This window comes from Pseudomonas sp. CFBP 13711 (assembly GCF_014842265.1).
Taxonomy (GTDB): Bacteria; Pseudomonadota; Gammaproteobacteria; order Pseudomonadales; family Pseudomonadaceae; genus Aquipseudomonas.
In genome coordinates, this window is sequence record NZ_JACYVI010000003.1 from 309,896 (window position 1) to 334,467 (window position 24,572).

Genomic DNA, 24,572 nt, shown 5'->3' on the forward strand with positions numbered 1-24,572 from the left:
GACCGGCTTTAGCCGGGAAGGGGCCGGTTTGTTCACCATAGATGTTGATGGTTCCCACGCTCCGCGTGGTAACACCGCCCCGGACGCTCCGCGTCCTGCAGACGACGCGGGGCGTGTTAGATCAGCATCAACTGCCGAGCGTAGGCGTGCAGGACCTCGCGCTGGATCATGAAGCTGGCGTATTTGCCTTCGCGCAGGGTGGCGATGAGGCCGGCGCGCTCGAGCTCTTTGGTGTGATGGGAAACGGTCGCGGCGCTGACGGGATGGACCTTCAGCACTTCGGCGCATGGAAGCGCCTGTTCACTGTCGCCGATCTGAACCAGAATCCGAAAGCGGCGGCTGTCAGCCAGCGCCCGGGCGATCAGTGCGAACTGCGAGTCACTCAACGGGAACTGCTGTGCCGTGCTGTTAATCATTGTGACGCCTCAGTAAAAACCTCCTTGTCCAGAGATACTGCGGAACAAACTCGACAGGCTGATGACGGTCACCATTGATGGCGGTCGACACTGGCGGTCAACAGTATGGAGGCTTCCGGCAAAAGATGGTTCAGCGCCGTGAGCATTACCCGGAACCACCCGACATCGATCGCTGACCTGGTCAATGTTTTCTGGCATCCTGCGCGCCCTTTTTACCTCGGCCGACTGTCATGCCTCACCTTGAACTTTGTACACGATCTCCTACCAAACTGTATTTATGCATGTGGACATGTTGTACAGTCGGCAATCCTGACCGGCAAGACAAGATGTCCGCACCGGTCGGAGATTTGTCATCCGCAAAGCCCATGACCCCATAAAAACAAAATGGCAGGCTAACCATGACCGCACCCCGCAACAGCGCCCCGACCCGCTCGGCTTCTGCTTCAGTCTCGTCCAGAACAGACCTCATCTACGGCCTGCATGACCGGCCGCATTTCACCGCCGCGGTCTTTGCGGCGTTACAGCACGTGCTCGCCAGTTTCGTCGGCATCATCACTCCCACCCTCATCGTCGGCAGCGTGCTCGGGCTGGACAGTGAAGTGCCGTACCTGATCAGCATGGCGTTGTTCGTGTCCGGGCTGGGCACCTTTGTTCAGGCCAAACGCTTCGGCCCGATCGGCTCGGGGCTGCTGTGCCTGCAGGGCACCAGCTTTTCCTTCCTCAGCGTAATCCTCAGTGCCGGGTTTCTGGTCAAGAGTCGCGGCGGCGGCACCGACGAAATCCTCTCGACGATCTTCGGCGTGTGCTTCTGCGCGGCGTTCGTCGAAGTCGCCCTCAGCCAGTTCATCGGCAAATTGCGCAAGCTGATCACCCCGGTGGTCACGGGCACGATCATTACCCTGATGGGCCTGTCGCTGTTGAAAGTGGCCATGACCGACATGGCCGGCGGCTTCGGCGCCAGCGACCTGGGATCGGCGGCGAACATGGGGCTGGCCGGCCTGGTGCTGGTCACCATCGTCGTGCTCAACCGGTTCAATATTCCGTTACTGCGCCTGAGCGCAATCATCATCGGCCTGACCCTGGGCTTCGCCGTCGCCTGGTTCATGGGCCGGGTGGATTTCGCGCAGATGCCCCATGTCCCGGTGATGAGCCTGCCGGTGCCCTTCAAATACGGGTTTTCCTTCGATCTGCTGGCGTTCATCCCGATCGCGGTGATCTTTCTGGTGTCGCCGCTGGAAGCCGCCGGGGACCTCACCGCCAACTCGATGATTTCCCAACAGCCGGTGAGCGGGCCGGTGTACATCCGCCGGATCAAGTCGGGGCTGCTGGCGGACGGGCTGAATTCGGCGCTGGCCGCGACCTTCAACAGCCTGCCCATGGTGACCTTCGCGCAGAACAACGGGGTGATTCAGCTGACCGGCGTGGCCAGCCGCTACGTGGCGTTTTTCATCGCCGGGATTCTGGTGCTGCTGGGCCTGTTCCCGGTCATCGGCGCGGTGCTGCAACTGATGCCGAAGCCGGTGCTGGGTGGCGCAACGCTGATCATGTTCGGCACCGTTGCGGTGGCCGGGATCAAGATCCTCTCGGAGGCCGGTCTGCATCGGCGCAATATGCTGATCGTGGCGATTTCCCTGGGCATGGGCCTGGGCGTCGCGGCCGTCCCAGAGGTCTTGCGCGAGCTGCCGAAGGCGCTGCACAACATTTTCGAATCGCCCATCACCGTCGGCGCGTTCTGCGCGATCATCCTCAATATCTTTCTGCCGGAGGAATACCAGGAGCCGGAGCTCACCGAATTCGACCCGGAAGCTGCCACGCTTAAGGTGCTGCAGGATCCGCCCCCTAGCCCTGCCGCGGGACCTGACGCAGAACCTCTACCGGCGCGCGGGGTCGCACACTTGAATCGTCAGGACGTTTGAAGGGGCGTGTTGCGCCCCAACGGCCTGCCACGGGAGTCACCGATGCCGCTACGCCCGATCCGCACCCTCCTCGCCGGCCTGACCCTGGTGCTCGCACTCAGCGCCTGCGCGCTGTTTCCCAACCGCGATCCGCTGAACATAAACGTAGTGGGCATCGATCCCCTGCCCGGCCAGGATCTGGAAATCCGCTTCGCCGTGAAGCTGCGCCTGCAAAACCCTAACGACACCGACATCCAGTACGACGGTGTGGCGCTGAATCTGGACGTCAACGGCCGCTTGCTTGCCTCTGGCGTGAGCGACCAGAAAGGCACGATCGGGCGGTTCTCCGAAGGCGTGTTGACGGTGCCGGTCACCGTGTCAGCCTTTGCCGCCCTGCGCCAGGCGGTGGGCCTTGCCGATCAGCAACGGCTGGACAACCTTCCCTACGAGCTGCACGGCAAGCTGGCCGGCGGACTGTTCGGCACGATGCGCTTCGAGGACAGCGGCACGCTGAGCCTGCCGAAACCGGCCAGCGGCACTTGGTGATTACGACTCAGCTGCTTTCCCGGCCGATCAACCGGCACTCCAGCAGATTCAACCGCTGAAAGACCTCGTCCGTGACAATCACACCCAGCCGTTGCAGCACCCGCTCGGCAGCGAGCACACCGATCTGGAGCGCCGGCGGCTTGATCGTGCTGAGGCTGGGCATGAGCATCTCGGCAAAGGGGTAATCGCCGAAACCCAGCATCGCGCAGTCACCCGGAATGCTTACCCCTGCACGCTGGGCCGCGAGCAAGCCGCCGGCGGCCAGGTTGTCGTTGGCGAAGAAGATCGCATCGGGAGGCGTGGCCCGCTGCATCAGCTCGGTGAGCGCCTGCTTGCCGGCTTCGAACGGCGCGAGATCGCCCGCCGGGGTGAAAATCTGCGGGCTGACCCCGGCCTCCCCCAGCGCCTGCACATAACCGGCGCAGCGTTCTTGCGCGCTAAAGTCCCCCGCCGCACTGTTGAGCACGAACGCAATTCGCTGATAGCCGCGCTGAAGCAGATAACGCGCGCCGGTGACCCCGACCTCGTGATGGGAAAAGCCGATCTGGATCGGCGCGCGGTCGGGCTGGTAGTCCCAGGTTTCGATCAGCGGAATGTCCGCCGCCGCGAGCATCTTCTCCGTGGCCTCACTGTGGAAGTGACTGGTGACCACCAACGCAGCGGGTGACCAGCCGAGAAACGCGCGGATCGCCCGCTCTTCCTGCTCGGTGGAGAAGTAGCTCGACGCCAGCAGTAACTGATAGCCGTGCCGGGCCAGGGTGTCGCTGAAGCCCTGAATGGTGTCCGCAAAAATCGGTCCGGAGATATTCGGCACCACCATCGCCACGATCTTGCCCTTGGCCGACGCCAGCCCTCCGGCGACCAGATTGGGCACGTAACCCAGCTCGGCGACGGCTGCCGCAATGCGCTGACGATGCTCGTCGGACACCTGATCGGGCTGATTTAAATAACGCGACACGGTCATCGTCGACACGCCGACGTGGCGAGCAACCGCGTCCTGAGTGACGCGCCCGGCACCGCGCCGCTTGCGTGGGGGATCCGCTGTGTCGGTCAAAACACCCGCTCCTGGCAAAAGCCTGGTTATAACCAAAGATTATTTAAAGCTGATTTTTCAGTATTGGACGGTCTATCAGCCTATTTCCGATACTGGCAATGTTAGCGCTAACTGACAGTATCAGCTACTCGCTTGAGCGAATGCCCACCTTTCTGCCGCGCAGCACACCAGTGGCCGCAGAGCCACCTTCCGACAGGCATTCATCAGCGAGCAACGATCATGCGACAAACCGGGGCGTTCCATTCACCGAGTCACCTTAGTCAGGCCATTGCCACGGCATTCGCGCTGTGTGCGCTGCCGGCCTTCGCCGCGGACGTGTCCACCGCGTCGCCAGTCGCGGAGCAAGCACCCGAGACCGCGACGCTGCAGGCGGTCACGGTCACCGCCACCCGCCGGGAAGAACCGCTACAGCAGGTCCCGGTCGCCGTCACGGTACTGGACGGCGAACAGCTGGAGCGTGACAACCGCAACGGCGTTGCCAGTATCGCGCAGCAAGTGCCTGCGCTGAATTTCCGCACCGGTGCGTCGAACAAGGACACCTCATTGTTCATGCGCGGCGTCGGCACCATTTCCACGTCCCCGGGCGTCGAGCCGACTGTCGCGACGGTGGTGGACGGCGTGGTCTATGCGCGGCCCGGCCAAGCGACCCTGGACCTGCTGGACCTGGAACGCATCGAAGTCCTGCGTGGCCCCCAAGGCACGCTGTTCGGCAAGAACGCCTCGGCCGGTGTGCTGAACATCGTCAGCAAGGCGCCCACCGCAGAGACCCACGGCTACATCGATCAGTCGTACTACAGCGGCAATGAAAGCCGCACCCGTTTCGGCATTGGCGGCAGCCTGATTCCCGATACGCTGAAGGCCTCGGTCACGACCCTGTTCGGCACCTACGACGGCAACGTGCACAACAAGGCCAACGGGCAGGAGGTCAACGGCTACAACCACAAAGGTGCGCGCGGCAAGCTGGAATTCACTCCCAATGAAGACGTCAAGCTGACGGTCATCGGCGATTACATGCAGTCCCACGACGACACCCCCAACGGGGTCATCAGCCAGTCGCTGACACCGGCCTTCGCCAACGCGCTGTCGCCGGTGCGCGCCAGCAACGACAACCGCGATCTGGTCAGTGACTACCGCAGCCATGTCGACGACATCAACAAAGGCTTGTCTGCCCAGTTGGACTGGAACCTGGGCGATTACACGCTGACCTCGATCACCGCCTGGCGCGGCTGGAACAACACCCAGTGGCAGGATGGCGACCGACTGGCCAACGTCAGCGCCGCCTTCCCCGGCACCGAAGACAAGGGCGATCTGGATTTCAACCAGTACTCCCAGGAGCTGCGACTGGCCTCGCCGAAAGGCCAGTTCCTCGAGTACGTCGGCGGCCTGTATTACATGCACGGCAAGGACGACGAAACCTATCGCCGCACGCTGATCACGCCCACCGCGACCAACACCGGCGTCGCCGACTACAGCACCACCAGCGACAGCTACGCGGTGTTCGGCGAAAGCACGCTGAATTTCACCCCGGCGTTTCGCGGCATCGCCGGTCTGCGCTGGACCCACGACGACCTGGAATACGATCACCGCCGCGTCTCGACGTCCGCCACTACGGTCAGCGGCATTCAGCCCGGCACCAGCAGCTCCGGTTCGGTGGACGAAGACGGCTGGTCCGGGCGGCTGGGCGTGCAATATGACCTGAGCGATTCGGTCATGGCTTACCTCACCTACTCGCGCGGCTACAAAGGCCCGGCCTACAACGTGTTCTTCAACATGCAGCCCCGGGACACCGGCGCGCTCAAACCTGAAACCTCGAACAACTGGGAGCTGGGCATCAAAGCCACCCCCTGGAACCACCGCCTGACCACCAACGTCGCGGTGTTCCACAGCGAGTACAGCAACTATCAGGCGAACTTCTTCGACAGCGTCGCGGGCCAGGTGGTGACCCGGCTGATCAACGCCGGCAGCGTCAGCACCGAAGGGGTCGAGGCCGACTACGCCTTGCAGGCCACACGCAACCTGAAGTTCTCCGGCGCCATCGCCTACACCAAGGCGCGCATCGACCAGTTCAGCTGCCCGGCGGGCGCGGCGGCGTCCTGTGACGTGAACGGCAAGACGCTGCCCTACGCGCCGGACTGGAAAAGTTACGTACGGGCCGACTACACCATCCCGCTGGACAACGGGTTGGACATCGAACTGGGCACTGATTACAGCTGGCAGAGCGAAGTGCAGTACGACATCAGCCAGAACCCGGACACCAAACAGGGCGCCTATGGCCTGTGGAATGCCAGCGCAGCCGTGGCCGATTACAGCAACGGCTGGCGCGTCGCGGTGCTGGCGAAAAACCTCACCGACACATCCTATTCCCCCCTGCTTGCCAGCGGCACGGGTTACATCTACCGCGCCGTGCCACGGGACGACGAGCGCTACTTCGGCGTGCAAGTGCGCAAGGATTTCTGAACATGGGCGAACCTCACAAGGACACTGCATGAAAGGCATCGGCAATGAGCACTGAATCCCGCCACACACACACTGAGCCCCGGCAAATGAAACTGGGCGCGTTCCTGATGGCCACCGGTCACCACGTTGCGGCGTGGCGCCACCCGGACGTGCCAGCCAACGCGGGCCTGGACTTCAAGCACTACAAACACCTGGCGCAGGTGGCCGAAGCAGCGAAGTTCGACACGCTGTTCATCGCCGACAGCGTGGCGGCCGCGACGGGGGACGCCGCCAGCTCCATGGCGCGTTCGGACCACTTCGAACCCCTGACGCTGGTCTCGGCGTTGAGTGCCGTCACCGAGCGCATCGGCCTGATCGTCACCGCCACCACCAGCTACAACGAGCCCTTTCACATCGCCCGTAAATTCGCCTCTCTGGATCACCTTTCAAGGGGCCGCGCGGGCTGGAATCTGGTCACCTCGGATGCCGCCGCCGAAGCCCTTAATTTCGGCCGCGACGAGCACATCGATCATGCCGAGCGTTACAGTCGCGCCCGGGAGTTTCATCAGGTGGTGACGGGGTTGTGGGACAGCTGGGACGACGACGCTTTTGTTCGGGACAAGGCCAGCGGCGCGTATTACCGCCCTGACGGCCTCCACGTGCTGGATCATCAGGGTGAGCACTTCAAGGTTAAAGGCCCGCTCAATGTGGCCCGCTCGCCCCAGGGTCAGCCGGTGGTGGTTCAGGCCGGCTCGTCGGAGGCCGGTCGCACGCTGGCGGCGCAGACTGCCGAAGTGGTGTTCACCGCCCAGCCTTCGCTGGCCGCCGCCCAGGCGTTCTATCAAGACCTGAAGTCCCGCGCCGTCGGGTTCGGCCGAGACCCCGACACGCTCAAGATCATGCCCGGCATGTTCGTGGTGGTCGGTGACAGCGAGGCCCAGGCCCGGGACAAATTCGAGGAATTTCAGGCGCTGGTTGAGCCCCGCGTGGGTGTCGCGTTACTGGGAAGAATGCTGGGCAATTTCGACCTCTCGGGTTACCCGCTGGACGAACCCTTGCCCGCGCTGCCATTGACCCGGAGCGGCCAGCAAAGCCGCCAGGCCCTGCTCTCGCAACTGGCGCAGGACGAGAACCTGACCCTGGCGCAGCTGGGACGAAAAATCGCCGGCGGTCGAGGCCACTTCAGTGTGGTCGGCACCCCGAGTCAGATCGCCGATCACTGGCAGACCTGGTTCGAGCAGGGCGCGGCCGACGGCTTCAACGTGCTGGTGCCGCACCTGCCGGGCGGGCTGGAAGACGTCGCGCACAAGGTGATTCCGGAGCTGCAGCGGCGCGGCTTGTTCCGACAGGACTACACCGGCAGCACCTTGCGCGAGCACCTGGGTTTGCCGCGTCCGGCCAACCGCTTCAGCGCGCCGCCAGGCCATCGCCCTGCACACAGAAACCAAGAGGGTTTGAAAGGATGAAGACATTGCGCACATTGGGCAGCGCATTGCTGGCCGTGATCGGGATCAACCTGGCCTGCGCGAACGTCGCGGCCGCCGCCGATTCATCCGACCCGGCCGAGTTGCGCATCGGGTATCAGAAGGGCTCGATTGCGTTGGTGCTGGCCAAGGAACAGGGGCTGCTGGAGAAGCGCTTCCCGCATACCCACGTGCAGTGGATCGAATTCCCGGCCGGGCCGCAGATGCTGGAGGCGTTGAATATCGGTGCGTTGGACGTGGGCTCCACCGGCGACATTCCGCCGCTGTTCGCCCAGGCCGCCGGCGCCGATCTGCTCTACATCGGCGCGGAGCCCGCCAAGCCGCAGGCGGAAACCCTGCTGGTCGCGGCCGACAGCCCGCTGCATCAGGTGGCGGATTTGAAGGGCAAGAAAGTGGCGTTCCAGAAAGGCTCGAGCTCGCACAACCTGATCCTCCGCGCCCTGAACCAGGCCGGGTTGAAGTACACGGACATTCAGCCGGTCTACCTCAGCCCGGCCGACGCCCGCGCGGCGTTCGAACAAGGCAGCGTCGATGCCTGGGCGATCTGGGAACCGTTTTCGTCGCTGGCCCTGAGCGGCGGTCGCGCCCGGCTGTTGGCGGACGGCACCGACCTGGGATTGTCCGGGCCGATCTACACGGCCAGACGTTCGTACGCCAGTGGGCATGGGGCGTTCATCAACGCATTGCTTGAACAGCTGACGATTGCCGAAGCGCTGACCCGCAGCCAGCGGCAGCTGAGCCTGGAGGTGCTGACCCGTTCGATGGGGCTGCCGCACGCGGTGATAGCCCGCTACATGGACAACCGCCCTGCCTCGCCGATCCTGCCGATCACCCCGCAGATCATTGCGGCGCAGCAGCAGACGGCCGATCTGTTCTTCGAAAACCATTTGCTGCCCAAACGCATTGACGTGAGCGCAGCGGCCAGGCCGTAGCCGTACGCTGTCAGTGGGACCGGCCGGAGCTGTAACTGTGGGACTGGCTTTACGCTTTTAGTGGGACCGGCTTTAGCCGGGAAAGCGTCAGCCGCCTCCCCGCAAACACGGGCAAAATGATGTCGCCAGGACTGGCCTATTCCCGGCTGAAGCCGGTCCCACTAAACCGCGCATGGCAGGACCGGCTTCAGCCGGGAAGGCGTCCGACGGGCTAAACCGAAACCTACCCCCGCGCCGCTGCCACCAGTCGATTGACCTCGGCGCGCACCATGTTGGCGTACTCCGGCGGCGACATGGCGTCGAGCTCACCGCGCACCCACTCCGACCATTTGCCCTTGCGCTTGGCCCGTTCGCCCATCAGCCGGGCGGCGTCACCTTTGGCCTTGCCCAGATTGCTCTGCCACAGATCGAACAGGCGGGACTTTTCGTCCTCGATCGCGGCACGTTCCGGAAGGGTTTTATTGGCCAGGTTGTAGCTCATGGTATGTACCTCGGTGGTCAAAACGAAACGCATAAACGGAGCCGGTGACGGGCTCGAAAAACGTCAGCATCTTACACCCGCCGACCGTGAATCCCGACCCCATTACGCGTACTTTTTGCCGGCTGGGGGAAAAGCGCTGCAACTTTTCAGGCGCTCAAAACTCCATTGCACACTGCCATAACCACTGAAAGGAAATTTGCCATGGCTCGTAAAACTGCTGCCCAAAACGCCGCTGTCGAACAGATCAAGGATCAAGCGTTCAGCGAACTGGCCGCCCTCATTGAAGAGTCCGACAAACTGCTCAAAGACAGCGCCTCCCTGGTCGGCGAAGAAGCCGATACCGTGCGTGCGCAACTGAGCCAGAAACTCAAGCAGGCGCTGGAATCCGTGGGCAGCGTGCGCGAACGCGCCAAGCCAGCCGTTGATGCCACCGAAAACTACATCGGCGGCCACCCATGGCAGACCGTGGCAGTCTCGGCAGGCTTTGGTCTGGTAGTGGGTCTGTTGCTGGGCCGTCGTTGATTAACGACGTCTGACCTGGTAGCAAGATTGAATTTGGCCGGGGCGTCGCGTGATGCCACCGGCTTCAAACCCTCAAGACCTCGGCGCGATCACTTCCAGCTGTGACAGGCGATGGCCCTTGACCATCGCGGCATCGATCTCTGTCTTGGCCTTCTCGGCATCCGCCTGAGACTCGAACGGTCCGATCATCACCACTTCCCTGCCATCGACCTTCACCACGTAAGACGGGTAATGGTGCTCGACCAGCCAGTAGGTCATGTCGCTCAGCGCTTCTTTCAAATGGACACGAATGGTCCATTGCTGCGAAGCCGGCGTCGGTGCTTCCGCGGTCGAATCAGTGCTCGGAACCTGGGCGGGCGTCGCCGGCTTGCCACCATCACAACCCGCCAGCATCAACACCGCCACCATCATTGCCATCTTGCGCACGTCTGTCGCTCCTCGTTTGAAGTGGCGGGAGTCTATCACCGCAGACAGGCGGGAGTTGTAACGGCCCGACGCTACACCGCCGGGCTGCAGCAGTGGACCCGCATTCAAGCCTCCCCGCTCACAAAGCCCTGAAAAGTTTGCTGCCCGCTCCACAAATAACCGAACCCGATGATGGCACTGTGGTCAATCTCTCAAGTCATTTCCCAGGCGTACCCTTCATGGCGTTCACTTCAGCTAATGCGAGCCTGCGCTTCGCCGACAGTGTATCGTTGCCAGCCCGCCACCCAGGCGCGCAATCCACGAAAGCCGATCTATCGTGAACACACCCATGACTCCCGCGACGCCCGCGCCGATGACTGACACCCCTCACCGCCAGGCTCATGCATTCGGACAGCCGCCCGCTCCAGCGATCGCCGAGGCGCAGACCCGCGCCGATCAGTGGATCATCTGTGAGCATTGCGACTCGGTCTATGAGGCCCTGCCCCTGAACAAAGGCGAGGCTGCCTACTGCCTGCGCTGCGCCGCGATTCTTCGCCGCAGTCACCGGATGACCGTCGAGCAACTGCTCGCCCTGACCATCGCCGCCTGCGTCCTGTTCATCTTCGCCAACGTATTCCCGGTCATCAGCATCAGCATGCAGGGCCTGCACAACGAGGTGACGCTGTGGGGATCGGTTCAGGCGCTGGCCCAGGGGCAGATCACACTGATCGCGCTGGTCGCGGGACTGGCCATCATTCTCGCGCCGGCGCTGCAGATTGCCTTGCTGTTCTGGGTGCTGGCCCACGCCCATCGCGGCGAGATCGCCCCCGGCTTCAAGATGTGCATGCGCACCCTCGAACACCTGCGCCCCTGGAGCATGCTGGAGGTGTGCCTGCTGGGGATTCTGGTGGCCATCGTCAAACTGGCGGGCATGCTGGACGTGCACGCGGGCGTCGGCCTCTGGGCCATGGCGATGCTGATGGTGCTGATCGTACTGATCGCTGGCAAAGACATCCGCCGTCTGTGGGACGTATTGGGAGTCGGACCTGAATGAACGGCATTCCCTACGCCCGCGAGTACAACGTCACCCTGTGTCACATCTGCAGTTACGTCTGCCCGGAAGACGCCCATGAATGCCCGCGCTGCGATTCACCGGTGCATCGGCGCAAGCCCAACAGCCTGACGCGGACCTGGGCCTTTCTGATTGCGGGGCTGATCTTCTACCTCCCGGCCAACCTGTTGCCGGTGATGTACACGACCATGCTCGGCAGCAGCAGCGAGAACACCATCATGAGCGGGGTCATCGAGTTCGCCGAAGGCGGCTCGTGGGACATCGCCATTCTGATTTTCATCGCCAGTGTGGTCGTGCCCTGCATCAAGTTTCTGGTGCTGGGGCTGTTACTGATCACGTGCCAGCGCCGCAGCACTTGGGCGATGCGCGAGCGTTCGCGGTTGTTCCGCTTCATTGAACTGATCGGCTACTGGTCCATGCTCGATGTGCTGGTGGTGGCGCTGGTGGCAGCGCTGGTGCAGTTTCGCGGGCTCAGCACCATCGAGCCGCGCCTTGGCATTCTGTTTTTTGGTTTGGTGGTGGTGATGACCATGCTTGCCGCCATGACGTTCGATCCCCGGCTAATCTGGGACGCAGAGGTTGAAGATGTCCGATAACACCCTACCCCCCTCCCCGCCGACCCGACCGCAGGTCAAGGCCCGCAAGGTGCGCGTTTCGCTGGTCTGGCTGGTGCCGATCGTCGCAGCCCTGATCGGCCTGTCGATGGTGGTTCATGACTTCCTCAACGTCGGCCCCAAAGTGGTGGTGAGCTTCCTCACGGCCGAGGGTCTGGAAGCCAAGAAAACCCAGGTCAAGTACAAGAACGTGGTCATCGGCATGGTCACCGACATCGAACTCAGCGATGACCGCACCCACGTGCTGGCGAGCATCGACCTGAACCAGTCGGCCGCGCCCTTCACCCGCGCCGACACGCAGTACTGGGTGGTGCGTCCGCGCATCGGCGCCCACGGCGTCACCGGCGTCGACACCCTGTTGTCGGGTGCTTTCATCGGCGCTGACGCCGGCAGCTCGGAAGAAACCAAAAAAGACTTCACCGGTCTGGAAACCCCGCCGGCCGTGACCTTCGGCGAGAAAGGCAAGCGCTTCATTCTGCACACCGACGACCTTGGCTCTCTGGACATCGGCTCGCCGGTGTACTTCCGCCGCATTCAGGTGGGTCAGGTGGTGGCCTACGAACTGGCGAAGGACGGCAAGGGCGTGGACGTCGAAATCTTCGTCGGCGCGCCAAACGATCAATTCGTCCTCGACGATTCACGCTTCTGGAACGCCAGCGGGGTAGACGTCACCCTCGGTGCTTCGGGCCTGAAAGTGTCGACCCAGTCCATGGCCTCGATCCTCTCCGGCGGTATCGCCTTCCGCGAACCCAAATACAGCCCGGACGCCAAACCAGCAAACGGCAACGCCGAATTCAAACTGTTCGAAGACCAAGCCACTGCACTGGCGCCGCCCGATGGCGAACCCAAATACATCCGCATGCGCTTCAACCAGTCGCTGCGCGGCCTGGTGGTCAATGCGCCGGTGGACTTCCTCGGCGTCAACGTGGGCCGCGTCGTGTCGGTGGACCTCGACTACGACCCGGCGACGGGCACGTTCCCCGGCATCGTCGGCGCGGTGATCTATCCGCAACGTCTGGGCGCAGCCAATGACAAGCTGAAGCAGCAAGCCGGCGGTGGCGACGATGAAGAGCAGACCTCCAGGATCCTCGGCCAGTTCGTCGAGCGCGGGCTGCGGGCGCAAGTGCGCACCGGCAACCTGCTGACCGGCCAGCTTTACGTCGCGATGGATTTCGATCCGAAAGCGGCGAAGATTGCCTACAACGCCAAGGCACGGCCGCTGGAGATCCCGACCGTGCCCGGCAGCTTCGACAAACTGCAGGAGCAATTGCAGGCGTTCGTCGACAAGCTCGGCAAAATCCCCCTCGACGACCTGGCGAAGAACCTCAACGGCAGCCTGATCGAACTTCAGAAAACCATGAAGCAGGTCAACAGCGACGTCTTGCCTCAGATGCGCGGCGCCTTGCAGCAAGCGCAGAAAACCCTGGGCACGGCCAACGAAGCGCTGTCGGATGACTCGCCAGCGCGTCAGCAACTGGGTCAGGCCATGGACGAAGTCCAGCGCACGGCGCGCTCGGTTCGCGTGTTGACCGACTTCCTCAGCCGCCATCCCGAATCCCTGATTCGCGGTCGCACCGGCGATGCGGCGCCCGGCTCGTACAAAGGATCTTCCTCTTCCCGCGAAATCGCTCCGGAGCCTGCTCAATGACCTTGCGTAACTCTCTTCTTGCCCTGGCGTGCGTGCTGGGGTTGACAGCCTGTGCTTCCACGCCAACTCATTACTACACGTTGATCGCGCCCGCGACCCAGGCTCCGGCGAATGCAAGTCCGGCGCCGTTCCAGTTTGAAATGCAGGCGGTGCTCATGGCGGTGCAGGTCGATCAGCCGCCGCTGGTCATCCGCCAGGGCAACGGCAGTCTGGCGATTCTGGAGAATGAGCGCTGGGGCGCGCCGTTGGGCGATGAGTTCCATGACGCGTTGACCGGCCAGCTCGAACGCCGCTTCGGGTCCCGAGACCTGGCGGGCTTGCCCAAACAAAGTGACCAGCCAATGCTGTCGGTTCGCACTGACGTACGTCGCTTTGAATCGGTACTGGACCAATACGCACTGATCGACGTGGTCTGGAACTTGAGCCTGCGCGGCAGCGGGGCCGGTCCCGGTAGCAAGCGGCAGACCCTCACCTGCAGCAGCGTCATTCGGCAACCGGCGGGCACCGGCATGGAAAGTCTGGTGGTCGCGCACCAGAAGGCTGTCTCGACGTTGGCCGATACCATCGCCCGCACCGCCACACAATGGGCGCGCCAATCCGACGCCCGCTGCCCGTCCTGACATCGAAAAAGCCGGGGCTCAAAGCCCCCCGGCCGTTCGCCGACCCGCCCTTTTCTCAGGACACTATTCAAAAACGCCCGCAAGTGACATCAAAAAATCTTCATTCGGATAGTTATCATACAACTGTTTGAGAAAACTCCTACAAGCCGGTATGTTTGGATCCTCTTTCCCACCGGATGGCAGTATTGTTCGGAGTGAATAGATAAAACCGCCTAAGCTGCACCCGTTTGCGTTGATCTGCTCATGCTCCTGTCGAGTCGATCCAGGAAGTCGCAACCAGCAGCTTAATGTCAGGGATCGTCAAATGGAGTTGAGCACATGAAAGGCATTGGCCTGAGACTCAGGCAGGAACGCAACAGACTGAAGCTGTCACAGAGCGCATTGGGCGCAATCGGAGGCGTCGAGACCAACGCGCAGGGCAATTACGAGAATGGCACCCGGTCGCCGAAAGCCGATTATCTGCTACGCATCGCCGAGGCCGGTGTCGACCTGAACTACGTCATGAGTGGCAACAGAGCATCGCCGGACGCAGTAAACAGATCACTGGTGATCGATCCTGAGGAAAGGCCGGATGTCTATCCCCATCTGACCAAAGTCACCCATCAGCTGCACCGTAATTTATACGGACTCATTGAGGCATCGCTGCAGCTGACGCAACTCATCGAAGTGCGCAACCACGACGCCCGGTTCAGCGAGGCAAAGGTGCAGCTGGAGACGATCCGGGTTGAAGCGCAGTCGCTGGCCCAGGCCACGATGAAGTTGATCTTCGAGACCTCGAAGCTGGTATAGGGCGGCTTCGCAGGAGATGAGGCTGTGTGGGGGACGCCTCCCCACACAGCGAACGACTGAGGACTTCGAATCAGCGACGCTTCAACCGGTCGATGATCACCGCGAGCAACAGGATCGTGCCGCGAATCACATACTGGTAAAACGTGTCGATATTCTTCAGGTTCATGGCGTTCTCGATGATTGCCAGAATCAACACCCCGGCGATGACATGGCGAATCATGCCGATGCCGCCGCTCAGGGACACCCCGCCCAGTACGCACGCGGAAATCACCGTCAGCTCGAAGCCCTGACCGATCATGGGCTGACCCGAGGTCATGCGCGAGGCCAGCACCACACCGGCCAACGCACCAATCAAGCCGTGGACTGCGAAGATGATGATCTTGGTTCGGTCAACGTGGACGCCTGCCAGCAACGCCGCTTCCTGGTTGCCACCGATGGCCAGCGTGTTGCGGCCGTAGGTGGTGTAATTCAGCAGCCAGCCGAAGAATACAAAGCACACGATCGTGATCAGGATCGGCACCGGCACGCCGAACAGCTGACCGTTGCCGAACACGAAGAAGGCCTCGTCGCCAACGCCCACCGCTTTACCGTTGGAGAAGATGTAGGCCAGGCCCCGGACGATCTGCATGGTCGCCAGTGTGGTGATCAGCGCGTTGATGCGCAGCTTGGCGATGACGATGCCGTTGATCAGCCCGACCAGCAAGCCCATGGCCAGCGCCGCCGATACACCCAGAAAAACGCTGTCGGTGTCGCGAATGACGATCCCGGCAATGACGCCTGAGCACGCGAGTACCGAGCCGACCGACAGGTCGAAATGCCCGGAGGCCAGGCAGTAGAGCATGGTGCACGCGGCGATGCCGACCGTGGAAATCGCCAGGCCCAGGCCGCGCATGTTCAATGGCGACATGAAGTTGTCGATCAGCAGCGCACAGAGCACAAAAATGCCCAGGGCGGCCATGAGCATGGCCCAGTCGTCGACGAATCGACGCAGGTTCATGCCTTGGCGGGGAGCCGTCAGGCTGGATTCGGTAGACATACGCACCTCGTTCTTATTTTTCATAGCCAGTGTTCATAGCCAGGTTCAACCGCGCGTACGCGGCAATGCCATTTGCAGAAGACGCTGTTCATTAGCCTCTTCGCGGGACAGCTCGCCGGTGATGGCGCCTTCACTCATGACCAGAATACGGTCGGAAATCCCCATGACCTCCATCAGGTCGCTGGACACCACGATGACCGCGATGCCATCGGCGGCGAGGTTGTGGATGATCTGGTAGATCTCGGATTTAGCGCCGATGTCGATGCCTCGAGTGGGCTCGTCCAGCAACAGCACCTTCATCGGCATCGACAGCCAGCGGCCCAGAATGGCCTTCTGCTGATTGCCGCCCGACAGAAACAGCATCTGCTGCTCAGGCGAAGGCGTCTTGACGTTCATCGATTTGATCTGATGCCGGGCGTTGTCACGCTCCCAGCGCCCCTGGATCAGGCAACCCAGGCTGACGTGCCGAGGCCGCGCACCGATGTTGATGTTTTCGGCGACGCTGGACAGCGGCACGATGCCTTCTTTCTTGCGGTCTTCCGGGCACAACAGAATGCCGGCGTCGATGGCGTCCCGGGGCGAACGCAGGTTCAGCGGTTTGCCTTCCAGCTGCAAGGTTCCGGCCTGACTGCGCGTCAGCCCCGAAAGCATGCGAAACATCTCCGTTCGACCGGCACCGACCAGGCCAAAGAAGCCGAGGATCTCGCCCTTCTCCACCGCAAAACTGGCGGGCTCCTGCAGGCCCGGGCCCATCAGGCCGGTCACTCGCAGGCTCGGTCCCTGATGCTGGCGCGTGCGGTAGTTGTAGATGTCCTGGATGTCGCGCCCGACCATGCAGGTGACGAGGCGGTCATGGTCCAGATCGGCCATGTCCTCGAAGGTGCGGACGAAGCGGCCGTCCTTGAACACTGTCACGGCGTCACAGACGCGGAAGATTTCTTCCATGCGGTGAGAGACATAGAGAATGACCCGACCTTCGTCCCGCAGCCGGGTGATGATCGCCATCAGCCGATCGATCTCCCGCGCCGAGAGGCTGCTGGTGGGCTCGTCGAAGGCGATGACGTGGGCATTGCGCGACATGGCCTTGGCGATTTCCACCAGTTGCCGCTGCCCCAGAGAGAGATCACCCAGGCGCGTGTTCGGGTCGATCTCGTCGGCCAGGCCTTTGAGCAACTCCCGCGCGCGCCGGACCATGGCCCGACGGTTGATCATGCCCCAGCGATTGGGCATGTGACCGAGCAGCAGGTTTTCCGCCACCGACATTTCCGGAACCAGGTGCAGTTCCTGGTGAATCACCGCGACGCCGGCCGCGATGCTGTCTGCGGTGGATTTGAACGCCAGATGCTGATCGCCGATCTGCAGATCGCCGCTGTTGGGCTGGTACGAGCCGCCGAGAATCTTCAGCAGCGTCGATTTACCTGCGCCGTTCTCGCCCATCAGCGCATGAACGCTGCCTGGCCGAGCTTCGAAATTGATGTCCGACAGTGCCTTCACACCGGGGAAGGTTTTACCGATCCCGTTGAAACGCAGGCTGCCGCCGTGCTGAACCTGTTGCTGAACCGATGCCTGTTGCATGAACCACCTCCACCCCGCCCCACCCTTGCCGGGTGGGACGGGGCCTCGCAGATATCCGCCTGATTTTCAGGCGTCCCGACTCGACTGCCGCGCTTACTTGTACAGACCGATCTTGGTCAGCACGTCCTTGAAGTTGGCGCGGGTGATCAGCGTCACGTCGTCCATCGCGGTGTATTTCGCAGGTTCTTTGCCGGTGGTGACCCACTCATACATCTGCAGGGCGGTGTTGTAGCCTTCTTTGTCGGGGCTGGGCAGCATCGACCCGAAGAAGCCGCTTTCCTTCTTCTTCAGCTCGTCGATGGCGTCAGTGCCGTTGATGCCGATGCCGATCACGTTGGCCGCGGTGAAGCCAGCACCCGCTGTGGCGCGCACGCCGCCCAGAACGGTGTTGTCGTTCATGCCGCCGATGATGAGGTTTTTCGCCCCGCTTGGCAGTTTGGGCAGGGCCGCACCGGTGGAGTCCATACTGCCTGGCACGTCGAGGGTCTTTTGCGGCGCGAAGAGGATGTGATCCTCAGGCAGACCGGCTTTCTTCAAGGCGTCCACCGAACCGTCGGTGCGCTTCTTGCCGGTGTCCAGCTCGTTGTAGGTGTTGATGATCGCGTAGGTTTCTTTCCAGTCCCACTTGCGGTTCTTCGCTTCGTCGGCCATGGCCGCGCCCTGTTTCTGGCCCACTTCGAACGCGGCCATCCCCAGATACGGCACGTCTTCCATGAACTTGCCTTTGGCGTCGACGAACCGGTCATCGACAGCCATGACTTTCAAATCGTTGGCCTTTGCTTTGGCGACGATGGACGGGCCGAGGGAAACATCAGGCGGGCAGATGACAAAACCCTTGGCGCCGTTGGCGGCGAGGCTGTCGATGGCAGAAAGGGTTTTTTCACCGTCGGGAACGGCGATTTTGATGACTTCGAAACCGTGGTCTTTACCGGCCTTTTCGGCAAACTGCAATTCGGTCTGGAACCAGGGCTCTTCAGCCTGCTTGACCAGAAAACCGATCTTGACCTTTTCGACGTCAGCGGCGGATACACCGGCGCTCATGCCCAGAATGGCGGTGGCAACAGCAGCACAGCACAGGGAACGAATCCCGTGGCGACTCAACATAGCTAACTCCTTATTTTTATTGACTAGCTACAGCGTTCAGCAGTGAGTGTCAGAGCGGCATGCAGCAGAAAACACCGCGCGCCGATCGACTGAAAACAGTCATATCATATTATCAATGAAGCCTATGTAACCGAGTGTCACACCTCGACGACGCAGGGTTTGAGTCACCCCGCAAAGCGGTGCGAGGCCATGCCCTTGATGCCAATTTCCATCTGAATCACAGCCCCATCCAGCGCCAGCGCGCCTTCTGCAGGTCCCGCGCTGGTGACAAACAACGTGGTCACGTCCGGCCCGCCGAATACGCAGCTGGTCGGATGACTGACCGGCAGTTCGACGATCCGGTCGACGCTGCCATCGGGGGCAAAACGGATCAGGCAGCCGCCACCCCAGCGGGCGTTCCAGACAAAACCGTCTTCGTCCATCGCCGAGCCATCGGGTGCGCCGCGAGAATGCTCATGGGCCCAGACCTCGCGGTCGCCCAAAGAGTGATCGTCGTTGATCGGGTAACGATAGATCACGCCGTCCAGAGTATCGGCGGTCAGTACGGCAGAATCGTTTTCTGGCCAGACCAGCGTGTTGACGATGCCTTGCCCACTGAGCAGAGGCGCTACTGAGGCATCACCGTCGACGCGGTAAAGCCCGCCGGATCGACGCTCGATCGGCAGGTCACCGCCCTCCTCGTCCAGGTTGTTCTGCATGGTCCCGAGCCAGAGTCGGCCATGCCGGTCGCAACGGGCTTCGTTGGCCCGGTTGCCCGGCACGGGATCGGCGGCGCACAGCAGGGAAATAACCGGTTTGTCGGACGGGGAGTCAAGGTCGAGACGATGGACGCCGCTGGCCAGGGTGACCAATGCGTCGCCTGCCGTGGTGGGTATGAAGGCGGAGACCGGCTCGCTGAACTGCCAGTGGGACACCTCACCAGCGTGCAGGCGCAACGCGCGGAAGCCGGCAATGTCGACCCAGTACAGCGCCTGGTGGGCGTGATCCCAGAACGGCCCTTCGGCCAATTTGAAACGCTGGTCGCAGACCGGCAGCCATTTCATGGAAAATTTCCTGCTTATTATTGTAGGTCCGTGAGCCACTCAAAAAGCTCACCTGTAAAACGTCAAACGTGCCTGCTCAGGAATAGCGCGACAACGGTTGCTCCCGTGAACGCGCAATCACCTCACCGGCGTTTTCGATCAGGCTCATGCAGGCCCAGACACCCCGCGCCGAATCACGGTTGGCAATGGCATCCGCCAGATCCTTGTGCAACGGCAAGGTTCTGCCGAGCTCCCCGGGTACCGCCGACGACACTTCGAACGAGATCGCCAGCAACGCACCCAGTGCCGGCAACATCTGCTCGATGAACTGGTTATGACTCGCCGCGAGCACCGCTTCATGGAAGCGCTGATCCGCCGCGTTGTAATCACTCGAATCTGCCACGCTGGCCGCCAGCCGAACATAAGCCGCCTGAATCCCGGCAATCTGCTCCGGTGTCGCCCTTTCACAGGCCCAACGCACGGCCATCGGTTCAATGGCGCGCCTCAAATCCAGCAGGTCCAGCACAAAACTCTCCGGCAGGCCTTTCGCCGCCAGCCATCCCACGACCTGCGGGTCAAACAGATTCCAGCTGCGCACCGGCAATACCCGCGTGCCCACCTTGGGTCCGACCTCCAGCAACCCTTTGGCCACTAAGGTCTTGATGGCTTCGCGAATCACCGTCCGGCTGACCCCGAATTCTTCACCCAATGCCGCTTCAACCTTCAGCGACTGTCCCGGCATCACATTGCCTTGAGCAATCCAGGCTCCCAGGCGGTCTACCGTCGACGCGTGAAAACTGCTGCTCATTGATCCGCCCCTGTTCGCGGTGTGTTCCGCAAATTGAGGCTAATGATCATACGATTAGGCGTCAATCACCTGTACAGAAGGCCATTCCTGGGCTAGACCTTCCCGCATCGGGACGGACACTGCCTTCCGCCAAATAGTATTACAATTTATTTTTAAAGCGAGTGATTTTGATCTATAACTCGAAATATCGGGGCCTTCCAAGCTGAATAGTATGACCAATCGCCAGATCCAGGCCATTGACGTACTGCTTGGCGGTAGCGCTTCGAGTAAAGAGGCTAAAGCCTTCGGGCAACACCCCCGAAATACTCACCACAACACGCCTATAAAAACAAAAGGATCGACGCAATGAGAAAGACGCTTATCCCTGCCCTGGGCCTGTCGCTGATGGCCGCCGCCCTGCAAGTGCACGCCGCCGGACTGTCCACTGAACACGGCGCCTTCGGCAAACTCGCCGACGGCACCCCGGTCGAGAAATACACCCTGCGCAACAGCAAAGGCATGCAGGCCACGGTGATCACCTACGGCGGCACGCTGCAATCGCTGCTGGTCCCGGACAAGCACGGCAAGGCTGAGGATGTGGTACTGGGCTTCGATGACGTCGACGGCTACGTCAAAGGCACCGCATTCTTCGGGGCCACCATTGGCCGCTTCGGCAATCGTCTGGCAGGCGGCAAGTTCTCTCTGGATGGCAAGAGCTATCAGGTGCCGCTGAACGATAAGACCAATTCACTGCACGGCGGGCCGAAGGGCTTCGACAAGCAGATCTGGAAGGCTGAGGAGGTCAAGGACAAAGGCTCGGTCGGGGTCAAGCTGACGTACGTCTCGGTCGATGGCGAGATGGGCTTCCCCGGTACGCTGAAAACCGAAGTCACCTACAGCCTGAACGACAAGAACGAGCTGCGCATCCAGTACCACGCGACGACGGACAAACCGACCGTCCTCAACCTCACCAACCACAGCTACTTCAACCTGGCCGGCGCGGGTAACGGCGACATCCTGGATCAGGTGGCGGTGGTGCATGCTGCGCATTACACGCCGGTCAACGAGACGCTGATCCCGACCGGCGAGCTGCCGCCAGTCGCCGGCACACCGTTTGACTTCCTCAAGCCGGTCGCCTTCGGCAAGCGCATCCGTGAAGACAACCAGCAGCTCAAGTTCGCTGAAGCGACCCAGGGCGGCTACGACCACAACTGGGTGCTCGATAACAAGGGCAAGCTTTCGAATCTGGCCGCGGACGTGGTCGATCCGAAGTCGGGTCGCCGTCTGCAGCTGTTTACCACCGAGCCTGGGGTTCAGCTGTACACGGGCAACTTCCTCGACGGCACCGTCAAGGGCAAGGCCGGCAAGATCTATCCGCATTGGGGCGCGTTCACGCTGGAAACCCAACACTATCCGGATTCGCCTAACCAGCCGGCCTTCCCTTCCACGCGTCTGGACCCTGGCAAGGCTTACACCCAGACCACTGTGTTCAAATTCCTGACCAAGTGATCGTTTGAGTGTAAAACCGACGCGGCAGGGCGACTTCAAACGTCGCTTCTGTCGCACCGGCCACTGCTTCAAGCCGCCATACCGTCACTGAAACCGCTCAAAACCGGGTGTGCCATTCATTTGTGAGGGTTGAAGACCTTGGGATCATCGTTCTGTACTAAAGCTAACCATTTGGCTTAGAACGGTGATTTCGAGTGAATTTTCCTGACGGTGACGACTCAGTTACAAAGAGAGTGACTGATAGGGAGGTTTGCAAGCGTGGCACAGTACAAGCATTTCAGAATCGATTACCTGCTGCATGGCAGCTACAAAAGCTTCTACATCAGCGCTGAAGCCATGGATAACGCATCTGCCTGGCACTGGGCGTCGGTGGATGCCGGGTTTGGTCAGATTCCCAAATACCGCTCCGACCGGGTGCCGAAAGTGACCAAGCCGAAAGCCGAGCAACTGGGCTTGACCGATGTTGAGTGGGCTGAATCCTGATCAACCCATCAGGGCTTCTTCTCCTCTGAGTTTTCGCTGACCTTCCACCTGACTTTCCCCTGCGGAAATCTGCCTCGGCGGCGCGTCATCCTCGGCGCGCTGGCGGGCAGTCCAATGCCTGCCCCCCTCGCTTAACCCCGCCCTTTTGAAGCTTGATCTGAAGGGAATTCTGACCATTAACTCGCTTCATCGACGCCATTGGCAAACCTGATCATTAAACGACCATTGCCGCTAACGCCTTGCAATTACTGGCTTACAGAAACTTATCCACAGAGATATTCACGCTTTCCGTGGACAACTATTTCAACGATATAGCGTTGACTTTGTTGCCCTTTCCGGCCTAGCCAGCGTTCAGAGAAAGCCCTCCAAACCCACGATTTCAGGCCTCAAGCGGCGCTGAGCACCTGAGCCAATGTCGCCTTGACCTTGCCGATGCCATCGTGCAAAGCCTGCTCGATTTCCGCCATCGTGATGACCGCCGCGGACTTGCCGGCGGCCGGATTCACCACCAGCGCCAGGCAGGCATATTCCAGCTCAAGCTCACGCGCCAGTGCAGCTTCCGGCATGCCAGTCATGCCAACGATGTCGCAGCCGTCCCGCTCGAGCCGCGCAATCTCGGCCACTGTTTCCAGCCGTGGTCCCTGGGTGCAGGCATACACGCCGAAATCGCTGTGGGCGCAGCCTTCGGCCGCCAGCGCGGCAATCAGTCGGGCCCGCAATGGCGCGCTGTAGGGGAAGCTGAAATCGATGTGGGTCACGTGCTCCAGATCATCGGCAAAAAAGGTGTGCTCGCGGCCGCTGGTGTAGTCCACCAGATCGTGGGGGACACAGAAATGGCCAGTGCCCATGTCAGGGTGAATCCCGCCCACGGCGTTGACCGCCAGGATCGCTTCGGCGCCGGCCTGCTTCAGGGCCCAGATGTTGGCGCGGTAGTTGACCTTGTGCGGCGGAAAGCGGTGCGGGTGCCCGTGACGAGCCAGGAACATCACCTCACGGCCGGCGTATTCGCCGAGATGGATATCGCCTGACGGCGCGCCGTATGGGGTATTCACTGACAAGGACTGACGGATCGTCAGCCCTTCGAGTTGGGTCAGGCCGGTGCCGCCGATAATCGCGTAAACAGTCATGGGAGTTCCTTATTCGATCAGTTGAGCGGCGCGCAGGGCGGTCAGCGCCGCCAGCCAGCGGGGATGCTGCCGGTATTCGGTGGACGCCATGCCCTGCCCGCGCATTCTGTGAAGCCGCGCCGCCGGCGGCGAGACCTTCAAGCGCTGCGCCGCGCTCAATGCCAACTCAGCCGCCGCGCGGTCGTTGCACACCAGGCCCATGTCACAGCCGGCCGTAAGCGCCGCCTCGATGCGACTGGCGGCGTCACCCACGACATGGGCGCCAGCCATCGACAGGTCATCGCTGAAAATCACGCCATCGAAACCCAGCTCGCCGCGCAGGATGTCCTGCAGCCAGCGGCGGGAAAAGCCTGCCGGCTGCGAATCGACCTGGGGATAGATCACGTGGGCGGGCATGACCGCTGCGAGGTGTTTGCTCAAGCGCTGAAAAGGCACCAGGTCACTGGCACGGATCGTTTCAAGACTGCGCTCGTCATTGGGGATGGCCACGTGGGAGTCGGCCTCGGCCCAGCCGTGCCCGGGGAAATGCTTGCCGGTGGCCGCCATGCCCGCTGCGTTCATGCCACGGATAAAAGCGCCGGCCAGTAGCGCCGCGCGCTCGGGATCGCCTTCGAACGACCGGGTGCCGACGACCGCGCTGCGCTGATAATCCAGATCCAGCACCGGCGCAAAGCTAAGGTCCAACCCCACCGCCAGCACTTCGGTTGCCATCAGCCAGCCGCAATGCTCGGCGAGGCTTTCTGCATTCGGATGGCCGGCAATGGCGCGCATCGGCGGCAACCGCACAAAGCCCTGGCGCAGGCGCTGGACACGTCCACCCTCTTGATCGACGGCGAGCAGCAACTCGGGACGAATGGCGTGGATGGATGCGCAGAGTTCACGAACTTGCCGTGGGCTCTCGATGTTGCGCGCGAAAATAATCAGGCCGCCCACTTCGGGCTGACGCAGAAACTGACGGTCTTCGGAGGTCAGCCAGGTACCGGCGACGTCCACCATCAGGGAGCCTTGCAGGCCA

Annotated in this window: 24 protein-coding genes; 13 read left to right on the plus strand and 11 right to left on the minus strand. The window is 61.8% G+C overall.

The window, feature by feature from the left end:
- Positions 1–116: 116 nt before the first annotated feature.
- Complete coding sequence (locus IFT47_RS08470) at positions 117–416, minus strand: ArsR/SmtB family transcription factor (RefSeq protein ID WP_192172389.1); 300 nt, start codon at positions 414–416, stop codon at positions 117–119.
- A gap of 398 nt (positions 417–814) precedes the next feature.
- Between IFT47_RS08470 and IFT47_RS08475 the strand changes: the two genes are divergently transcribed.
- Positions 815–2,332, plus strand: a complete 1,518-nt coding sequence (locus tag IFT47_RS08475; RefSeq protein ID WP_192172388.1) for a nucleobase:cation symporter-2 family protein — start codon at positions 815–817, stop codon at positions 2,330–2,332.
- A gap of 42 nt (positions 2,333–2,374) precedes the next feature.
- A complete protein-coding gene (locus IFT47_RS08480) occupies positions 2,375–2,857 on the plus strand; it encodes an LEA type 2 family protein (RefSeq protein ID WP_192172387.1) in 483 nt (160 codons plus the stop codon).
- Positions 2,858–2,864: 7 nt separating this feature from the next.
- Here IFT47_RS08480 and IFT47_RS08485 read toward each other — a convergent pair whose 3' ends face one another.
- Positions 2,865–3,911 (minus strand): LacI family DNA-binding transcriptional regulator, encoded by a 1,047-nt coding sequence (locus IFT47_RS08485; RefSeq protein ID WP_244655912.1) that lies wholly within the window; start codon positions 3,909–3,911, stop codon positions 2,865–2,867.
- A 219-nt stretch (positions 3,912–4,130) separates the two neighbouring features.
- On the opposite strand from IFT47_RS08485, the gene IFT47_RS08490 reads away from it, so the two are divergent.
- The 3 genes from IFT47_RS08490 to IFT47_RS08500 are packed head-to-tail and all read left to right on the plus strand — an operon-like array spanning position 4,131 to position 8,763.
- Entirely contained in the window at positions 4,131–6,368 is a 2,238-nt protein-coding gene (locus IFT47_RS08490) for a TonB-dependent receptor (RefSeq protein ID WP_192172386.1), read from the plus strand.
- A 44-nt stretch (positions 6,369–6,412) separates the two neighbouring features.
- The gene (locus IFT47_RS08495) at positions 6,413–7,813 is read left to right on the plus strand and encodes an LLM class flavin-dependent oxidoreductase (protein WP_192172385.1); all 1,401 of its coding nucleotides are present in this window, start codon (positions 6,413–6,415) and stop codon (positions 7,811–7,813) included.
- On the plus strand, positions 7,810–8,763 hold the full coding sequence (locus tag IFT47_RS08500) for an aliphatic sulfonate ABC transporter substrate-binding protein (protein ID WP_192172384.1): 954 nt from the start codon (positions 7,810–7,812) through the stop codon (positions 8,761–8,763). Before IFT47_RS08495 ends, IFT47_RS08500 begins: the two co-directional genes overlap by 4 nt.
- 223 nt (positions 8,764–8,986) lie before the next feature.
- Here IFT47_RS08500 and IFT47_RS08505 read toward each other — a convergent pair whose 3' ends face one another.
- Positions 8,987–9,244: a hypothetical protein gene (locus tag IFT47_RS08505; RefSeq protein ID WP_122534790.1), complete on the minus strand. Its 258-nt coding sequence runs from the start codon at positions 9,242–9,244 to the stop codon at positions 8,987–8,989.
- A 201-nt stretch (positions 9,245–9,445) separates the two neighbouring features.
- Here IFT47_RS08505 and IFT47_RS08510 point away from each other — a divergent pair, with 201 nt between their 5' ends.
- Complete coding sequence (locus IFT47_RS08510) at positions 9,446–9,766, plus strand: DUF883 family protein (RefSeq protein WP_192172383.1); 321 nt, start codon at positions 9,446–9,448, stop codon at positions 9,764–9,766.
- A 72-nt stretch (positions 9,767–9,838) separates the two neighbouring features.
- Here the strand turns inward: IFT47_RS08510 and IFT47_RS08515 are convergent, their stop codons facing one another.
- Positions 9,839–10,192 (minus strand): SPOR domain-containing protein, encoded by a 354-nt coding sequence (locus IFT47_RS08515; protein ID WP_192172382.1) that lies wholly within the window; start codon positions 10,190–10,192, stop codon positions 9,839–9,841.
- 328 nt (positions 10,193–10,520) lie between these two features.
- Between IFT47_RS08515 and IFT47_RS08520 the strand changes: the two genes are divergently transcribed.
- From IFT47_RS08520 to IFT47_RS08540, 5 genes are all read left to right on the plus strand, one after another.
- Positions 10,521–11,225, plus strand: a complete 705-nt coding sequence (locus tag IFT47_RS08520; RefSeq protein WP_244655911.1) for a paraquat-inducible protein A — start codon at positions 10,521–10,523, stop codon at positions 11,223–11,225.
- Positions 11,222–11,839: a paraquat-inducible protein A gene (locus IFT47_RS08525; protein ID WP_192172381.1), complete on the plus strand. Its 618-nt coding sequence runs from the start codon at positions 11,222–11,224 to the stop codon at positions 11,837–11,839. The genes IFT47_RS08520 and IFT47_RS08525 overlap by 4 nt, the downstream gene beginning before the upstream one ends.
- The gene (locus tag IFT47_RS08530; protein WP_192172380.1) at positions 11,829–13,505 is read left to right on the plus strand and encodes a PqiB family protein; all 1,677 of its coding nucleotides are present in this window, start codon (positions 11,829–11,831) and stop codon (positions 13,503–13,505) included. Before IFT47_RS08525 ends, IFT47_RS08530 begins: the two co-directional genes overlap by 11 nt.
- Complete coding sequence (locus IFT47_RS08535) at positions 13,502–14,125, plus strand: PqiC family protein (RefSeq protein ID WP_192172379.1); 624 nt, start codon at positions 13,502–13,504, stop codon at positions 14,123–14,125. The genes IFT47_RS08530 and IFT47_RS08535 overlap by 4 nt, the downstream gene beginning before the upstream one ends.
- Before the next feature lie 318 nt (positions 14,126–14,443).
- Positions 14,444–14,914 (plus strand): helix-turn-helix domain-containing protein, encoded by a 471-nt coding sequence (locus tag IFT47_RS08540; RefSeq protein WP_192172378.1) that lies wholly within the window; start codon positions 14,444–14,446, stop codon positions 14,912–14,914.
- 70 nt (positions 14,915–14,984) lie between these two features.
- Here IFT47_RS08540 and araH read toward each other — a convergent pair whose 3' ends face one another.
- From araH to IFT47_RS08565, 5 genes are all read right to left on the minus strand, one after another.
- Positions 14,985–15,950 (minus strand): L-arabinose ABC transporter permease AraH, encoded by a 966-nt coding sequence (gene araH, locus IFT47_RS08545; RefSeq protein ID WP_166650464.1) that lies wholly within the window; start codon positions 15,948–15,950, stop codon positions 14,985–14,987.
- Between the two features lie 45 nt (positions 15,951–15,995).
- Positions 15,996–17,525: an L-arabinose ABC transporter ATP-binding protein AraG gene (gene araG / locus IFT47_RS08550; protein ID WP_192172377.1), complete on the minus strand. Its 1,530-nt coding sequence runs from the start codon at positions 17,523–17,525 to the stop codon at positions 15,996–15,998.
- 93 nt (positions 17,526–17,618) lie between these two features.
- Positions 17,619–18,629, minus strand: a complete 1,011-nt coding sequence (locus IFT47_RS08555) for a substrate-binding domain-containing protein (RefSeq protein WP_192172376.1) — start codon at positions 18,627–18,629, stop codon at positions 17,619–17,621.
- Between the two features lie 164 nt (positions 18,630–18,793).
- Positions 18,794–19,672, minus strand: coding sequence for an SMP-30/gluconolactonase/LRE family protein (locus tag IFT47_RS08560; protein ID WP_192172375.1), 879 nt, complete (start codon positions 19,670–19,672; stop codon positions 18,794–18,796).
- A 76-nt stretch (positions 19,673–19,748) separates the two neighbouring features.
- Positions 19,749–20,459 carry a FadR/GntR family transcriptional regulator gene (locus tag IFT47_RS08565; protein ID WP_192172374.1) on the minus strand — a complete coding sequence of 237 codons (711 nt, stop codon included), beginning with the start codon at positions 20,457–20,459 and terminating at the stop codon, positions 19,749–19,751.
- 345 nt (positions 20,460–20,804) lie between these two features.
- Between IFT47_RS08565 and IFT47_RS08570 the strand changes: the two genes are divergently transcribed.
- Together IFT47_RS08570 and IFT47_RS08575 are read left to right on the plus strand one after the other, a co-directional pair.
- The gene (locus IFT47_RS08570; RefSeq protein ID WP_192172373.1) at positions 20,805–21,947 is read left to right on the plus strand and encodes an aldose epimerase family protein; all 1,143 of its coding nucleotides are present in this window, start codon (positions 20,805–20,807) and stop codon (positions 21,945–21,947) included.
- Positions 21,948–22,205: 258 nt separating this feature from the next.
- Positions 22,206–22,430, plus strand: a complete 225-nt coding sequence (locus IFT47_RS08575; protein ID WP_037011182.1) for a DUF6555 family protein — start codon at positions 22,206–22,208, stop codon at positions 22,428–22,430.
- 386 nt (positions 22,431–22,816) lie between these two features.
- Here the strand turns inward: IFT47_RS08575 and IFT47_RS08580 are convergent, their stop codons facing one another.
- Together IFT47_RS08580 and nagZ are read right to left on the minus strand one after the other, a co-directional pair.
- Entirely contained in the window at positions 22,817–23,557 is a 741-nt protein-coding gene (locus tag IFT47_RS08580) for an S-methyl-5'-thioinosine phosphorylase (RefSeq protein ID WP_192172372.1), read from the minus strand.
- A 9-nt stretch (positions 23,558–23,566) separates the two neighbouring features.
- Positions 23,567–24,568 (minus strand): beta-N-acetylhexosaminidase, encoded by a 1,002-nt coding sequence (gene nagZ, locus IFT47_RS08585; protein WP_192172619.1) that lies wholly within the window; start codon positions 24,566–24,568, stop codon positions 23,567–23,569.
- Between the last annotated feature and the right edge of the window lie 4 nt (positions 24,569–24,572).

Coding starts and splice junctions, on each gene's coding strand:
- IFT47_RS08570 (WP_192172373.1), top strand. CDS start 20,805: ATGAGAAAGACGCTTATCCCTGCCCTGGGCCTGTCGCTGATGGCCGCC.
- IFT47_RS08475 (WP_192172388.1), top strand. CDS start 815: ATGACCGCACCCCGCAACAGCGCCCCGACCCGCTCGGCTTCTGCTTCA.
- IFT47_RS08555 (WP_192172376.1), bottom strand. CDS start 18,629: ATGTTGAGTCGCCACGGGATTCGTTCCCTGTGCTGTGCTGCTGTTGCC.
- araG (WP_192172377.1), bottom strand. CDS start 17,525: ATGCAACAGGCATCGGTTCAGCAACAGGTTCAGCACGGCGGCAGCCTG.
- IFT47_RS08510 (WP_192172383.1), top strand. CDS start 9,446: ATGGCTCGTAAAACTGCTGCCCAAAACGCCGCTGTCGAACAGATCAAG.
- IFT47_RS08470 (WP_192172389.1), bottom strand. CDS start 416: ATGATTAACAGCACGGCACAGCAGTTCCCGTTGAGTGACTCGCAGTTC.
- IFT47_RS08580 (WP_192172372.1), bottom strand. CDS start 23,557: ATGACTGTTTACGCGATTATCGGCGGCACCGGCCTGACCCAACTCGAA.
- IFT47_RS08525 (WP_192172381.1), top strand. CDS start 11,222: ATGAACGGCATTCCCTACGCCCGCGAGTACAACGTCACCCTGTGTCAC.
- IFT47_RS08500 (WP_192172384.1), top strand. CDS start 7,810: ATGAAGACATTGCGCACATTGGGCAGCGCATTGCTGGCCGTGATCGGG.
- IFT47_RS08490 (WP_192172386.1), top strand. CDS start 4,131: ATGCGACAAACCGGGGCGTTCCATTCACCGAGTCACCTTAGTCAGGCC.
- IFT47_RS08565 (WP_192172374.1), bottom strand. CDS start 20,459: ATGAGCAGCAGTTTTCACGCGTCGACGGTAGACCGCCTGGGAGCCTGG.
- IFT47_RS08535 (WP_192172379.1), top strand. CDS start 13,502: ATGACCTTGCGTAACTCTCTTCTTGCCCTGGCGTGCGTGCTGGGGTTG.
- IFT47_RS08505 (WP_122534790.1), bottom strand. CDS start 9,244: ATGAGCTACAACCTGGCCAATAAAACCCTTCCGGAACGTGCCGCGATC.
- IFT47_RS08495 (WP_192172385.1), top strand. CDS start 6,413: ATGAGCACTGAATCCCGCCACACACACACTGAGCCCCGGCAAATGAAA.
- IFT47_RS08520 (WP_244655911.1), top strand. CDS start 10,521: ATGACTCCCGCGACGCCCGCGCCGATGACTGACACCCCTCACCGCCAG.
- IFT47_RS08560 (WP_192172375.1), bottom strand. CDS start 19,672: ATGAAATGGCTGCCGGTCTGCGACCAGCGTTTCAAATTGGCCGAAGGG.
- IFT47_RS08530 (WP_192172380.1), top strand. CDS start 11,829: ATGTCCGATAACACCCTACCCCCCTCCCCGCCGACCCGACCGCAGGTC.
- IFT47_RS08480 (WP_192172387.1), top strand. CDS start 2,375: ATGCCGCTACGCCCGATCCGCACCCTCCTCGCCGGCCTGACCCTGGTG.
- IFT47_RS08540 (WP_192172378.1), top strand. CDS start 14,444: ATGAAAGGCATTGGCCTGAGACTCAGGCAGGAACGCAACAGACTGAAG.
- araH (WP_166650464.1), bottom strand. CDS start 15,950: ATGTCTACCGAATCCAGCCTGACGGCTCCCCGCCAAGGCATGAACCTG.